Origin of the sequence: Pseudomonas sp. AU11447 (assembly GCF_001672555.2) — a bacterium.
Lineage (GTDB): Bacteria > Pseudomonadota > Gammaproteobacteria > Pseudomonadales > Pseudomonadaceae > Pseudomonas > Pseudomonas nitroreducens.
This window is the reverse complement of record NZ_LZDG02000038.1, coordinates 47,443-61,255: the sequence shown is the minus strand read 5'-3', so window position 1 is coordinate 61,255 and position 13,813 is coordinate 47,443. Positions and strand designations below refer to the sequence as shown.

Sequence of the window (13,813 nt, the reverse complement as noted above, 5' to 3'; positions counted from 1 at the left end):
GGGCATTCGCGTGAGCGGAGACTAAAACCGAAAGTGCGGCAAGCGTCAGCGGAATTCTATTTATTCGAGCCATAACCCCATCCCATTGTCCGGGTCTGCACGCCATTCCCTGACCACTCGAAAGCAGCAGGCTGAACCTGTCCACACACTTGAAGCCATGCCGGACTACAGACCGTCACGCACTACCCACTGTACCTTGCAGAGTACAGGCCGTCTGATATCACGGATTAGGTGGTGCGCTGGATTTGGTCAAGATAAATCGTCGAAAAACCGGCGAATGGTTAGGGAGTGGATAGCGAATGGCCAGCGGCCCTGCAAAGGACCGCCAGAAAAATGGCTACTTTACCCGAATAACGTGATGAATTGCTCAATTCCGCTCGAGATTGCCGAGAATCCGACTGAGCGTTTTCTGGCATAGGGCGATTTCATCTTCGGTAATCCCCGCCAGCACTTCGTTGCGAACCGCGGCGGCGATGTTCTCGATGTCGGTGATCAGCACATCTGCCTTGGGGGTCAGGGCGATACGCTTGGCGCGACGGTCTTCGGCCACGGCTTGCCGCCGGACCAGACCTTGGGCTTCGAGGCCGTCCAGCAGCCGGGCCAGCGTCGGACCTTCGACCCCGACCGATTGCGCGAGCTCGCGCTGGGTGGGGGCGGCCGAGTGGCGCGCCAGGTGCAGCAGCACCAGCCAGCGCGCCTGGGAAAGTCCGAGATGACTGAGACGGCGGTCGAGTTCAGCCCGCCATGCACGCGAAGCCTGGGCCAATTGGGTACCGAAGTAGTGCTTATCGTTATCTGACATTGCGTCGGGCTTTCTACTGAGAGAATCGAGGATGAGTCGGCTAAGTTGATTTGACTAATTATTAGCCAGCTAATCAAGCCCGTACAATGACAGATTGTCGCAGGGTGTGACCTCGGGCCTCACCATTTCGCATATTGGTCTTCGACGAAGCCCCACAGATTGTCGATATGCACCTCGGCCTGCCCTGCCGGTTTCAGCACGCCACTGAAGCGCCCGAAGATCTGCTTGAAGTTGCTCGCCAGCACGCCGAGGTTCAGGCGTTCCTGATGCAGGCCGTGGGCTTCGAAACGCAACTCGACCTGGCCGTCATAGGAACGGATGGTCCAGAGCTGCAGCGGATGATCGCGGTCGAACTCGAAACGCACCGTATCGACCTTCACCAATTGGCCGTCGAGCCAGTAGCAGTTCTCGGTGAAGCTGGTCTCGTTGACCCCGCAGGACAGATTCAGGCCGACACGCCGCCCCTGCGCCTCGCCGGACAGGCACGCCCAGTTCCAGAACGTCTCGCGGCGCATGTAGCCGGCGGACCAGTCATGGTGGGCGTAGGCATCCAGCTCCCGCAGGTCGTAGTCGCCCAGCGCGCTACGCACCTCGCCATGGCAATGCACGCCGGCCACCTTGCGGGCGTAGACCCAGCCGTTGACCGCCGTCGGTGTGCAGATACTCATGGGTTCGAACGCTGGCTGCTCCTCGCTGAAACGGGCGTCGATACGGGTACCGTCGTCCAGTTCCACCAGGAGGCGCTTTTCCAGGGGCGAGGAACCATTCTCCAGGCGCAGCAGGTTGCGCCCCTGGCGCAGTTCACAGACACCGTCGTTGGGTGTCTGCGAGAAATTCGAGCCCTTGCCCAGCGGGCACTTGAACTGGCGCTCGATCATCCGCCCGCTCTCGGGGTGGTAGAGGTAGACGAAGCCGATGGACAGCAGGCTGAGGTCCGCCAGCGCGCAGCCGCCGATCAGCGTCGGGCTGATCAGGCCGAAGTACTGGAACTGGTGGAAGCTGCGCCACTTGCTCAACGCGCCGAGGCGGCGCCCCATGGGCGAGCGGAAGTCAAAGTCGCGGTGATTGATGGTCGCCGGGGTGCCGGGGAAGATGCCGTAGTGCGGTTGGCCGTTGGGCTGGATCAGCTGCTGCATGGGCGCGGGCTCGGAGGCAAGGTGCGGCGAATCCTAACACCGGCCCTGCGCACGCCGCAGTCACGCACGGCGCCAGCTCGAGGGACGGAATGGGCCATCAGGCGACGACCTGGTTGCGCCCGAACGCCTTGGCCTCGTAGAGCGCGCGGTCGGCGTGCTCGTAGATGCTGCGCAGTGGATGCCCGGTCTCCGGCCAAAGGCAGGAGACGCCGATGGACAGCGTCACCTCATCCGCTGTCAGCGATCCCTCGTGGGTTATCCCCAGCCCCTGTACCGCCTCGCGCAGCACCTCGGCACGCTCCTTGGCTTCCCGCTCGCTGGCGCCATAGAGCAGCACGGCGAACTCCTCGCCGCCCAGGCGCACGGCCATATCCAGCGGGCGCCGGGCACTGGCCATCAGCACCTCGCCGATACGCTGCAACACACCATCGCCGGCCTGGTGGCCGTAGCGGTCGTTGTAGGCCTTGAAGTGGTCGACATCGCAGAGCAGCAGTGCCAGCCCCACGCTCTCACGCTGTGCCTGGCGCCACAGGCGCTCCAGCTGGCGGTTGAAGCTGCGGCGATTGTGCAGGCCGGTCAGCGCGTCATGCTCGGCCATCACCTTGAGCAGGCGGCTGATCAGGAAATGCTGGCGGGACTTGTAGTCCAGCAGGTAGCAGCCCACCGCGCCGACCAGGTTGCCGAACAGCAGGAAGACCACGTTGCTGACCAGCTTGGGCAGCGGCAGCCCGGCATACAGCTCGAAGCCCACGTAGGCCAGCAGGATCACGGAAGCACTGCCCACCGCCTCGGCGAAGCGCAGGCCGATCAGGAAGTACGCAGCCATGCTGACCAGCAACAACCCTTCGTAGGGATAGCTCTGGTCGACGGTGTGGGCGATACCGGCGACTGCCGCCGCGCCGATGCCGACGCTGAGGATGCAGGCCAGGCTCAGCGGCACCAGCAGGTGGATATGGCGACGCTGCAGGATCAACCCGCCGCAGACGGTCAGCAGCACCAGCACGCCGATGCGCACGGCAAGCATCTGCCAGTGTTCGGGACCACGGATGAGAAGGAAATCGATGGCCGCCAGCGCCAGCCAGATCAGCACGCCGATGGTCAGCGCGGTGCGCTTGAGGTCGAAGCTGTCTTCGAGCAGGTAATGACGGTACTGGGTCTCGAGGTCGGGCTCGAAACGCAGGCGGCGAAAGCCCCGGGAGAGCTGTTCGGCATAGGCATTGGAGCGGACGTCGTCCAGCCAGCTTTGTTGTTGTGGCACGCTCACCTCTTCTCGTGGAGGTCTAAGTGCCACCATAGCTGTTCGGGACGTGCGTCACAAGTTTGTCGTTTTGCCCCGTCACGAAACTGACGGGGCAGTGCAATCACCAGCGATCGTCACGGGAGTTCCGGTAGCGGTCGTGGTTGTAGTAGGAGTCATTGCAATAGCGGCGCTCGGAGCGATTGTGATGCTTGCGGCAGTCTCGATCGTCGTCGTCATCGTCCTTGGACATGATGACCAGCCCTGCTACCAGCGCGACCGCCGCAACGCCGATCAAGGCGTTCTTGCCACCTTCGGTCAGCCCGCCACCACTGGCACATCCGCTGAGTTGCCCAACGACCAGCAGCCCCGCCACTACCCGCACCCAGCTCGCCATCTGTCACTCCGAAAGTGTTCCGTACTGACAGATAGGACTGGTGGCAAAAGGCGCCGTTGCTGGCACATTGATATTTCATCTGTAACGCCGTATTTCGGCGCGATCAGACTTCCAGCTCGGCCTGCAGGGCGGCGCGCACACAATGCAGAACGCCCAGCGGGACGCGGCCTTCGAACAGCTCGGCGATCGCCGTCACCGGCGGCAGCTCACCGTCCTCGTCGAGGAAGGCGTCCTGGATTTCACCGAGCAGTTCCTCGGGCAGGTCCAGCGCCTGTTCCAGGCCCAGCTGCTGCTTGCCGATGGCCTCGGCCAACAGGCTGTAGACGTTCTTCTCGCTGCAATCGAGCTGGCGGGCGATCTGCGCCGGGGTCATGCCGGCGCGGGCCAGGGTGACCAGTTCGTGGCTGAGGTCGGCCACCGGTGCCGGAGTGGCGGGCGCCGCCTCGGATTCGGTGAGCACATCGAGGAAGGCCTGGCCGTAGCGCTCCAGCTTGCGCGCGCCGACGCCGCTGACCTGGGCCATTTCCGCCAGCGAGCGCGGCTGGCTGCGCAGCATCTCCAGCAGAGTCGCATCGGGGAAGATGACGTAGGGCGGCACCGAGTGCTCCTGTGCCAGCTTGCGCCGCAGGGTGCGCAGGGCTTCCCACATCTCGCGCTCTTCCTGACGCACCAGCTGGCTGGCCGAACTGGCCCCGCCGGAAGAGGACGACTTGTTGCGCTGCGGCTTCGGATCGCGACGCAGGGCCAGCGTTTCCTCGCCGCGCAGCAGCGGACGGCAGGCTTCGGTCAGGCGCAGGCCATTGAAGCCGTCGACGTCCACATCGGCGAAGCCACGGGCGACCAGTTGGCGGAACAGCGTGCGCCATTCGTCCTCGGCGCGGGATTTGCCGATGCCGAACACCGCCAGGTGCTGGTGGCCGACGCTGCGCACCTTCTCGGTGTCCTTGCCCAGCAGCACGTCCACCAGATGGCCGACGCCGTAGCGCTGGCCGCTGCGGTAGATGGCCGACAACGCCTGGCGCGCGGGCTCGGTGGCGTCCCAGGTCTCCACGCCATCGACGCAGATGTCGCAATGGCCGCAGGGGTTGGGCATCACCTCGTCGAAGTAGGCCAGCAGCGCCTGGCGGCGGCAGCGGGTTTCCTCGCAGAGCGCCAGCATGGCTTCGAGCTTGTGCCGCTCGACGCGCTTGTGGCGCTCGTCGCCCTCGGAGTTCTGCATCATCTGCCGCAGCAGCAAGACGTCCTGCAGGCCGTAGGCCATCCAGGCATCGGCGGGCAGGCCGTCACGGCCGGCGCGGCCGGTTTCCTGGTAATACGCCTCGAGGCTTTTCGGCAGGTCCAGGTGCGCGACGAAGCGCACGTTGGGTTTGTCGATGCCCATGCCGAAGGCGATGGTGGCGACCATGATCAGCCCTTCCTCGTTGAGGAAGCGCTTCTGGTGATAGGCGCGCAGGTCGTTGGACAGCCCGGCGTGGTAGGGCAGCGCCGGGAAGCCCTGGGCGGAGAGGAACTCGGCAACCTCCTCGACCTTCTTGCGCGACATGCAATAGACGATGCCGGCATCGCCCCGGCGCTCGGCCAGGAAGCCCAGCAACTGCTTGCGCGGCTGCTCCTTGGGCACGATGCGGTAGAAGATGTTCGGTCGGTCGAAGCTGGAGAGGAACTGCTCGGCGTCCTGCAGGTGCAGGCGCTGGGTCATCTCCTCGCGGGTGCGCATGTCCGCCGTGGCGGTCAGGGCGATGCGCGGCACGTGCGGGAACAGTTCGGCGAGCTGGCCCAGCTGCAGGTATTCGGGGCGGAAGTCATGGCCCCACTGCGACACGCAGTGCGCCTCGTCGATGGCGAACAGGCCGATCTCCAGGCGCTGCAGGAAGTCCAGCATGCGCGGCTGCACCAGGCGCTCGGGCGCCAGATAGAGCAGCTTGATTTCGCCACGCTGAAGGCGAGCGGCGATTTCGCGCTGGGCCTCGGGGCTCAGCGAGGAGTTCAGCGCCGCCACCGGCACGCCCAGTTCGTCGAGGGTGGCGACCTGGTCTTCCATCAGCGCGATCAGCGGCGAGACCACCACCGTCAGGCCGTCGCGCAGCAGCGCCGGGACCTGGAAGCACAGCGACTTGCCGCCGCCGGTGGGCATCAGCACCAGGGCATCGCCGCCGCTGGCCACGCGCTCGATGATCCGCGCCTGATTGCCGCGGAAGGCGTCGTAACCGAAAACGTCTTTGAGGATGCGCAGTGCCTGATCGAGCATGGGGGACTCCGAATGAAGCCGCGCATTATACGCAAGCCGTCCGCCCACGGCCGGCACCTTGTCCGGGAAACTGCGGAAAAATCCGCCACATGCGTCCGAACCCCGCGTCGGCTCAGGCTGCACGGGCATTTGGCTTTTGCCGCGGGCCCCCGGAAGGACTACAATTCGGGACCGATCACCTCCGAGGTAGTACCCGATGTCCTTCGCCGACCAATTGTCCCGCCTGCAAGCCTTTCTCGATGCCGATGACCTGCACGAGGAAGCCTTGGACTACGTGGCGGCACACGGCTACCTGACCGCCCTGGCGATCTGCCCGGAGGAAGTGCCGGAGCGCGAGTGGATCGACGCCCTGTTCGCCGAGCCGCCGCACTACCGCAGCGAGGAAGAGCGCAGCGAAATCGAGTCGACCCTGGCCCAGCTCAAGGCGCACATCATCCGCCAGATGGCCGGTGACGAAGAGCTGGAGCTGCCCTGCGAACCCTACCTGGGTGACGAGCCGGACGACTCCGACATCCGCGGCTGGTGCATCGGCTTCATGGAAGGCGTGTTCCTGCGTGAAGCGGTGTGGTTCGAGCAGGCCGAGGAAGAAGTCAGCGAGCTGCTGCTGCCGATCATGGTCGGTTCCGGCCTGTTCGACGAACAACCCGAGTTCGACGAGATCGCCAGCGACCGCGGGCTGGTGGACGACATGGTCGCGCAGATCCCGGAACTGCTGACCAACCTGTTCCTGCTGTGCCAGGCTCCGGAGGAAAAACCGGCCCTGCTCAAGCCCCGCACCCACTGATCCATTGCCGGAGCCGCGCAACGCGGCTCCGGATTCGCTACGCGTACGTCGATGCCACGAGAAATCCGCCAAAGCCGTCACGCCTGGGTGCGCTACTGCCTGTTGGGCATCGGCTGGCTCAGCGTGGCACTGGGCGTGATCGGCATCTTCCTGCCGGTGCTGCCCACCACGCCCTTCCTGCTGCTCGCCGCCGCCTGCTTCATGCGCAGCTCCCAGCGCTTCTATGACTGGCTGGTGAACCACCCGAAACTCGGCCCGTGGATTCGCGACTACCTCGACGGCGAAGGCATTCCGCTCAAGGGCAAGGTCTACGCCATCGGCCTGATGTGGTGCAGCATCCTGATTTCAGGATTCATCGTGCAGCGGCCCTGGGCCTGGGCGTTCATGCTGACCAGTGCGACGCTGGTGAGCATCTACCTGATTCGGACAAAGACACGGCGATTGGATTGAGTCCGCTGCGGGCTCGAATACCCTCTCCCCAGCCCTCTCCCTGAAGGGAGAGGGAGCCGTTCACAGCGCCCGGCCAACTCGGCAATTCACCTGATGCCAATCCAGCCCCTTTCTCTGAAGGGAGAGCGGGCCATTGACGGCGCCCAGCCAACTCGGTGACTCGCCTGATGCCAATCCAGCCCCTCTCTGAAGGGAGATCGGGCCGTTGACGGCGCCCTGCCAACTCGGTGAGTCGCCTGATGCCGATCCAGTCCCCTCTCCCTTCAGGGAGAGGGTTAGGGAGAGGGCTATTGCCCAAGCACTGAAGCCCTCAGACTGGCACCACTTCGCCATTCACATCCTGCTGATCATCCTGCGCCGGCCCGACTGGCCCCACCCCATCCACCGTAAAGCCGAAGGTATTCACCCCGCCTTCGCTGCGCACGAACACCAAGCCGCCGTGCATGCTTGCCACCGCCTTGACGATGGACAACCCCAGCCCATGGTTGCTCTGGCTGTTGGCGCGGGCCATGTCGGCGCGATAGAAGCGCTCGAACAGCCGCGCGCGTTGCTCGGCGGTGATCGGCTCGCCAGGGTTGCTGACTTCCACCAGCGCGGCGCCGCGCTCGCCGCTCAGGCGTACGTCGATGCGCCCGCCCGGCGCGGTGTGCTGGGCGGCGTTGTAGAGCAGGTTGGTCACCGCGCGCTGGAATAGCGCGCGCTCGACGCAGGCCCGCGCATCGCCGCGCAGATTCACCTGCACGCTCTGTTCGTCGAAGATCACCTCGAGGAAGTCCAGCGTCGTCGCCACCTCGACCGCCAGTGAGGTTTCCACCCTTTCGGCAGCCAGCCCGCCCTGGTCGACACGGGCGAGGAACAGCATGTCGTTGACGATGGCACGCAGGCGCTCCAGCTCCTCCAGGTTGGACTGCAGCACCTCCTCGTAATCCTGCGCGCTGCGCTCGCGGGACAACGCGACCTGGCTCTGGCCGATCAGGTTGGCCAACGGCGTGCGCAGCTCGTGGGCGACATCGGCGTTGAACGACTCCAGACGCAGATAAGCCTGCTCCAGCCTGTCCAGTGCTTCGTTGAAGGCACCGGCCAGCGCCGACAGCTCCGCCGGCAAGCCGGCCAGGCGCAACCGCTGGGACAGCTGGCGGGGGCTGATCTGCCTCGCTTCGGCAGACAGTTCGTGCAGCGGCCGCAAACCGACGCGGGCAATCCAGTGGCCGCACAAGGTCGCCAGCGCGATCCCCAGCGCGGAGAGCACGAACAGCGTCATCAGCGTCGCCTCGCGGGCGTGCTTGAATGCCACGCTGTCGATCGCCGCCAGCAGCACCAGCGCCGGTCGTCCATCGCTGGCCGGCAGGCGGCCGACTCGGGCGGAGAGCGGTGCGTCGTGTTCGGGCAGCTCAAGCTCGGCATAACCGTTGCCGGTGCCGAGCATCCGGTTGACCGTCTCGTTGGGTTTTCCGTAGCGGAAGCGCGCGTCGTCGCTATCGATCCAGAAGCGGATCAGCTGGTACTCCTGGCTCAGGGTGTTGAGCTTGAGCTGCATGTGCGGCCAGCGCTCGGCGAGGTCGGGCTTGTCGAGCATGCGCGCGACCATGTTGAAGCGGGTGTCCAGCTCCGAGCGTTGCAGGCGCTCGATCTGCGCATCGAGCACGCAATAGATGGCCGAACCGATGAGCAGGAAGATGCCCAGTGCGGCGACGGCGAACATGCCGGCCAGGCGCGTCGACAGCGACAGGCCTTTCACGCTTCGCGCTCCTGCACGGTGCGGCTCTCCAGCACGTAGCCCATGCCGCGGATGGTGTGCAGCAGCTTGGTGTCGAACGGCCCGTCGAGCTTGGCCCGCAGGCGCTTGATGGCGACCTCGACGACATTGGTATCGGTGTCGAAATTGATGTCCCAGACCAGCTCGGCGATGGCCGTCTTGGAGAGGATTTCGCCGCTGCGCTGGGCCAGCACGCAGAGCAGCGAGTATTCCTTGGCGGTCAGTTCTAGGCGCGTGCCGCCGCGCTGCACGCGGCGGCTGACCAGGTCAATGGCCAGGTCGGCGATGCGCATCTGCGTGGCGCTTTCCAGGTGCGCGCCACGGCGGGTCAGCGCTTGCAGGCGCGCCACCAGTTCGAGGAAGGAGAACGGCTTGATCAGGTAGTCGTCGGCACCCTCGCGCAGGCCGCGCACGCGGTCTTCCACACGCTCGCGGGCGGTGAGCATGATCACCGGCGTCTGCCGCTGCTCGCGCAACGCGCGCAGTACGCCGTAGCCGTCGATACCGGGAAGCATCACGTCGAGCACGATGACGTCGTATTCGCCGTTGAGCGCCAGGTGCCGGCCGTCGATGCCGTTGGCCGCGACGTCCACGGTGAAGCCCTGCTCGCTCAGGCCGCGCTGCAGGTAATCGGCGGTCTTGCTCTCGTCTTCGACAATCAGTACGCGCATGCCGGCCCTCCGTTCGCAGCGTCCAGCCATGCTACCCAGCCGCGCTTCATGCCGCACCTCCGGCGATTACCGGCGCAGGCTGCGGGCGGTGGAAGACGCGGTCCAGCGCCAGGTACACCACCGGGGTGCTGAACAGGGTCAGCGCCTGGCTGAAGATCAGCCCGCCCACCACGGCCACGCCCAGCGGCTGGCGCAGTTCCGAGCCGGTGCCGAAGCCGATCATCAGCGGGATCGCGCCGAGCAGCGCGGCCAGCGTGGTCATCATGATCGGCCGGAAGCGCGCCAGGCACGCCTCGCGGATCGCATCGTAGGGTGACAGCCCGCGCTGGCGTTGTGCAGCCAGGGCGAAGTCGACCATCAGGATGCCGTTCTTCTTGACGATGCCGATTAGCAGCACCAGGCCGATCAGCGCCATCACCGAGAACTCCAGGCCCCAGCCCCAGAGCAGGAACACTGCGCCGATGCCCGCCGAAGGCAAGGTGGAAAGAATCGTCAGCGGGTGCACGAAGCTCTCGTAGAGCACGCCGAGGATCACGTAGACCGCGAACAGCGCAGCCAGGATCAGCAACGGCTGGCTGGCCAGCGAGCTCTGGAAGGCCGCCGCCGCACCCTGGAATTCGCCGCTGATGCTCGACGGCATGCCGATCTCCGCCTGCGCGCGCTGGACGAGACTCACGGCATCGCCCAGAGCCACGCCCGGCGACAGGTTGAAGGACAGGGTCACCGCCGGGAACATGCCGTTGTGGTTGATCTGCAGCGGCCCGGACTTGTCCGGCACGACCCGCGCCAGCGCCGCCAGCGGGACCATCTCGCCAGTCAGCGGCGAGCGCAGGTGGAACCACGCCAGGCTGTCAGCGCGACCACGCTGCCGGGAATCCAGTTCGAGAATGACCTTGTACTGGTTGACCTCGGTCTGGAACTCACCCACCTGGCGCTGGCCGAAGGCATCGTAGAGCGTCTGGCTGACATCCTCGGCGGACAGTCCGAAACGCGCCGCCGCCACTCGGTCGATCTGCAGCGAGGTCACGCTGGCACCCATCTGCAGGTCGTTGGAGACGTCCTGCAGGCCGCCCTCCTCCTTCAGCCGCTGGGTCAGCCGGTCCGCCCAGAGTGCCAGTGCCGCGCTGTCGTTGCTGCGCAGGGCATACTGGTACTGGGTGCGCACCGGGCCGGTGGCAAGGTTGATATCCTGGGCCGAACGCAGGTAGAGAACGATGCCCGGCACCTTGGCCAGCTTGGGCCGGATGCGGTTGATGAACTCGTCCACCGACACGTCGCGGTCGCCGCGATCCTTGAGCACGATCCAGAAGCGCCCGTTCGACAGGCTCTGGCTACCGCCGGTGATGCCGATGGCGTGGTTGTAGCTTTGCACCGCAGGGTCGGCGGCGATGATGTCCGCCAGTTGCTTGTGCTTCTCGGCCATGTCGGCATAGGAGATGTCCTCGGCGGCCTGGGTGGTACCGAAGATGAAGGCGGTGTCCTGGGACGGGAAGAAGCCCTTGGGAATCCCGACATAGCCGGCCACCGCGATGGCCACGCAGACCACGAAGCCGGCGAGCACCGTACGCTGGTGCTTGAGCGACCAGTCCAGTCCCCTGGCGTAGCGCGCCAGCAGCCAGCCGGCGATGCCGCCGTCATCATGTCCATGCTTCGGCTTGCCCATGAAGCGCGAGGCGAGCATCGGCGCCACGGTCAGCGAGGCCAGCACCGAGATCAGGATGGCCGCCGTGACGCTGACGGCGAATTCGCGGAACAGCCGGCCGACGATGCCGCCCATGAACAGCAGGGGAATGAACGCAGCGATCAGCGAGAAGCTGATCGAGACCACCGTGAAGCTGATCTCCGAGGCGCCGGCCAGCGCCGCCTCGACCCGATCCTTGCCCTGCTCCAGATGGCGGTGGATGTTTTCCACCACGACGATGGCGTCATCGACGATGAAGCCCACCGCGATGATCAGCGCTACCAAGGTCAGGTTGTTCAGCGTGAAGCCCAGCAGGTACATCGCCGCGAAACTCGCGCTGAGCGACACCGCCAGGACAGTCGCGACGATCAGGGTCGCCGACAGCTGGCGCAGGAACAGCCCCATCACCAGCACCACCAGGCCCATGGTCAACAGCAGGGTCAGTTCGACTTCGTGCAGCGAGGCACGAATGGTGCGGGTGCGGTCGTTGAGCACTTCCACCTCGACGCCCGCCGGCAGCATTTCGCGCAGGCGTGGCAACTCGGCCTGGATGGCATCGGAGGTCTCGACGATGTTCGCGCCGGGCTGGCGCAGGATCACCAGAGCAACGCCCGGCCGGCCATCCGGCCAGGCCTGCACGTAGTCGTCTTCCGGCGCCTTCACCACCTTCGCCAGGTCGCGCAGGAACACCGGCGCGCCCACTCGGTAAGCGACGACGAGATCGCCGTATTCGTCGGGGCTGAACAACTGGTCGTTGGCCGCCAGGGTGGACACGCGGCCGTCGCCGAACAGCGCGCCCTTGGCCAGGTTGATGCTCGCCGATTGCAGCGACTGGCGCAGGTCGGCCAGGGTCAGGCGGTACGCCGCGAGCTTCTCCGGCTGAGCCTGGATGCGGATCGCCGGGCGCTGCTGGCCGACCACGAAGATCTGCCCCACCCCGGCGATCTGGCTGAGCTGCCGCGACAGCAGTACTTCGGCCAGGTCGCTCAACTCGATCAGCGGCATCAGCTCGGAGTTCACCCGCACGATCATGATCGGGCTGTCCGCCGGGTTGATCTTGCGCCAGGTCGGCAGGTTCGGCATGTCCGCCGGCAGCCGGCCGGCGGCGGCGTTGATCGCGGCGGTGACCTCCTGGGCGGCGACGTCGATGTTCTTGTCCAGGTCGAACTGCAGGGTCAGGGTGGTCGAGCCCAGGGCGCTGGTGGAAAGCATCTGGGTGATGCCGGGAATGGCGCTGAACTGCACTTCCAGCGGGGTCGCCACCGACGACGCCATGGTCTCCGGGCTGCCGCCGGGCAGCAGGGCCTGGACCTGGATGGTCGGGAAGTCCACCTGCGGCAACGGCGCGACGCCGAGCCGGAAGAACGCCAGCAGCCCGAGCAGCAGCGAGGCGATGGTCAGCAGGCAGGTGGCGATGGGGTGGCGCACGCACCAGCCGGACATGCCGGCGCGCACACTCACGGCTCGCTCCTGCGGGCCAGGGCCTGCACGTCGCCCTGCACCTCGACGCGTGCGCCGGGCGTCAGGCGGGAATGGCCGTCGAGGACGACCTCATCGTCCACCGCCAGGCCCTCGACTATGGTGCGCCCGTCCACTTCCGCGACGATGCGCACCGGCACCTTCTGCGCCTTGCCGTCCTCGATGCGGAACACGAAGGCACCGTCCAGGCCACGGCGCACGGCACGACTGTCCAGCACCAGGCCGTTGTGCAGCACGCCTGACTGCAGGTCGATGGCGACGAACTGCCCCGGCCAGAGCTGGCCGTCCTTGTTGTCGAAGACAGCACGGACACGGATGGTGCCGGTGCTGGCGGCCACCTGGTTGTCGATGCTGCGCAGGTGGCCTTCGCCGAGCAACTGGCCGCCGTCACGGCTGCGCGCTACTACCGGGGAATCGCTGCTCATCAGCGGCTGCAACTTTGGCAGGCTTTCCTGCGGCAGGGCGAAGACCACCGAGATCGGCGACATCTGCGTGACGGTGAATAGGCCGCTGCTGTCATTGGTGCGCAGCAGGTTGCCGACATCCACGTTGCGAATGCCAACGCGGCCGGCAACCGGAGAGGTGATCCGGGTGTAGGACAGGCGCACGCGCTCGGCGTCGATGGTGGCGTCGTTGCCGCGCAGGGTGGCACGCAGGCGGGCGGCTTCGGCCTCGCTCTGCTCCACCGTCTGCCGGGAAATCGAGCCGCGCTGGATCAGCGCCTGGTAGCGCGCCAGGTCCTGCTCGACGATGCGCAGTTGCGCCTGGTTGCTCTGCTTGGTCGCCTCGGCCTGCTCCAGCGCAGCCTTGATCGCGCGGTCGTCGATGGTCGCCAGCAGCTCGCCCTGCTTGACCATTTGCCCCTCTTCGACGAGCAACGCGGTGAGCTGGCCTTCCACTTGCGGGCGGACCAGCACGCTGGCCAGCGAGGTAACGGTGCCGACGCCGTCGAGGTTCTGCGCCAGGTCCTCACGGGCCACTCGCGCCAGGGTTACCGGTATGCCGGCTGGCTGGGCTGCGGCCTGCGGCGCCTCGTGCCGGCCGGCAAAGCCCCAGATGCCTGCTCCCAGCGCCGTCACCCCCAGCAATCCTGCCGCCAGCCAAACCCGCCGTTGCCCCTGCATCCCGCTCTCCTGCGTCTGGATCGGCCACAGCGGCCGCATCCTGGGGTT

The 13,813-nt window shown here is 66.0% G+C and carries 11 protein-coding genes; 2 read left to right on the top strand and 9 right to left on the bottom strand.

Annotation, left to right across the window (positions count from 1 at the left end; genetic code table 11):
• Nucleotides 1-367: 367 nt before the first annotated feature.
• The 5 genes from slyA to recQ form a co-directional block, all read right to left on the bottom strand.
• The gene (gene slyA / locus A6723_RS11620) at nt 368-802 is read right to left on the bottom strand and encodes a transcriptional regulator SlyA (RefSeq protein WP_024766137.1); all 435 of its coding nucleotides are present in this window, start codon (nt 800-802) and stop codon (nt 368-370) included.
• Nucleotides 803-921: 119 nt separating this feature from the next.
• A complete protein-coding gene (locus tag A6723_RS11615) occupies nt 922-1,938 on the bottom strand; it encodes a DUF2804 domain-containing protein (RefSeq protein ID WP_054908720.1) in 1,017 nt (338 codons plus the stop codon).
• 97 nt (nt 1,939-2,035) lie between these two features.
• The gene (locus A6723_RS11610) at nt 2,036-3,232 is read right to left on the bottom strand and encodes a diguanylate cyclase (protein ID WP_054908721.1); all 1,197 of its coding nucleotides are present in this window, start codon (nt 3,230-3,232) and stop codon (nt 2,036-2,038) included.
• 67 nt (nt 3,233-3,299) lie between these two features.
• A complete protein-coding gene (locus A6723_RS11605) occupies nt 3,300-3,572 on the bottom strand; it encodes a hypothetical protein (RefSeq protein WP_037010097.1) in 273 nt (90 codons plus the stop codon).
• A 103-nt stretch (nt 3,573-3,675) separates the two neighbouring features.
• Nucleotides 3,676-5,820 carry a DNA helicase RecQ gene (recQ, locus tag A6723_RS11600; RefSeq protein ID WP_054908722.1) on the bottom strand — a complete coding sequence of 715 codons (2,145 nt, stop codon included), beginning with the start codon at nt 5,818-5,820 and terminating at the stop codon, nt 3,676-3,678.
• A 196-nt stretch (nt 5,821-6,016) separates the two neighbouring features.
• Between recQ and A6723_RS11595 the strand changes: the two genes are divergently transcribed.
• Nucleotides 6,017-6,604, top strand: a complete 588-nt coding sequence (locus tag A6723_RS11595; protein ID WP_054908723.1) for a YecA family protein — start codon at nt 6,017-6,019, stop codon at nt 6,602-6,604.
• Nucleotides 6,605-6,655: 51 nt separating this feature from the next.
• The gene (locus A6723_RS11590; protein WP_024766143.1) at nt 6,656-7,054 is read left to right on the top strand and encodes a YbaN family protein; all 399 of its coding nucleotides are present in this window, start codon (nt 6,656-6,658) and stop codon (nt 7,052-7,054) included.
• A 310-nt stretch (nt 7,055-7,364) separates the two neighbouring features.
• Here the strand turns inward: A6723_RS11590 and A6723_RS11585 are convergent, their stop codons facing one another.
• From A6723_RS11585 to A6723_RS11570, 4 genes are read right to left on the bottom strand one after another with little or no spacing between them, the layout of a single operon-like run.
• Nucleotides 7,365-8,792, bottom strand: coding sequence for a heavy metal sensor histidine kinase (locus A6723_RS11585; RefSeq protein ID WP_082450666.1), 1,428 nt, complete (start codon nt 8,790-8,792; stop codon nt 7,365-7,367).
• Nucleotides 8,789-9,481, bottom strand: coding sequence for a heavy metal response regulator transcription factor (locus tag A6723_RS11580; RefSeq protein WP_024766145.1), 693 nt, complete (start codon nt 9,479-9,481; stop codon nt 8,789-8,791). Before A6723_RS11580 ends, A6723_RS11585 begins: the two co-directional genes overlap by 4 nt.
• A gap of 46 nt (nt 9,482-9,527) precedes the next feature.
• A complete protein-coding gene (locus A6723_RS11575; RefSeq protein WP_054908724.1) occupies nt 9,528-12,623 on the bottom strand; it encodes a multidrug efflux RND transporter permease subunit in 3,096 nt (1,031 codons plus the stop codon).
• Nucleotides 12,620-13,765: an efflux RND transporter periplasmic adaptor subunit gene (locus tag A6723_RS11570; protein WP_054908725.1), complete on the bottom strand. Its 1,146-nt coding sequence runs from the start codon at nt 13,763-13,765 to the stop codon at nt 12,620-12,622. Before A6723_RS11570 ends, A6723_RS11575 begins: the two co-directional genes overlap by 4 nt.
• Nucleotides 13,766-13,813 lie beyond the last annotated feature (48 nt).

Coding starts and splice junctions, on each gene's coding strand:
- slyA (WP_024766137.1), bottom strand. CDS start 802: ATGTCAGATAACGATAAGCACTACTTCGGTACCCAATTGGCCCAGGCT.
- A6723_RS11615 (WP_054908720.1), bottom strand. CDS start 1,938: ATGCAGCAGCTGATCCAGCCCAACGGCCAACCGCACTACGGCATCTTC.
- A6723_RS11610 (WP_054908721.1), bottom strand. CDS start 3,232: ATGGTGGCACTTAGACCTCCACGAGAAGAGGTGAGCGTGCCACAACAA.
- A6723_RS11605 (WP_037010097.1), bottom strand. CDS start 3,572: ATGGCGAGCTGGGTGCGGGTAGTGGCGGGGCTGCTGGTCGTTGGGCAA.
- recQ (WP_054908722.1), bottom strand. CDS start 5,820: ATGCTCGATCAGGCACTGCGCATCCTCAAAGACGTTTTCGGTTACGAC.
- A6723_RS11595 (WP_054908723.1), top strand. CDS start 6,017: ATGTCCTTCGCCGACCAATTGTCCCGCCTGCAAGCCTTTCTCGATGCC.
- A6723_RS11590 (WP_024766143.1), top strand. CDS start 6,656: ATGCCACGAGAAATCCGCCAAAGCCGTCACGCCTGGGTGCGCTACTGC.
- A6723_RS11580 (WP_024766145.1), bottom strand. CDS start 9,481: ATGCGCGTACTGATTGTCGAAGACGAGAGCAAGACCGCCGATTACCTG.
- A6723_RS11570 (WP_054908725.1), bottom strand. CDS start 13,765: ATGCAGGGGCAACGGCGGGTTTGGCTGGCGGCAGGATTGCTGGGGGTG.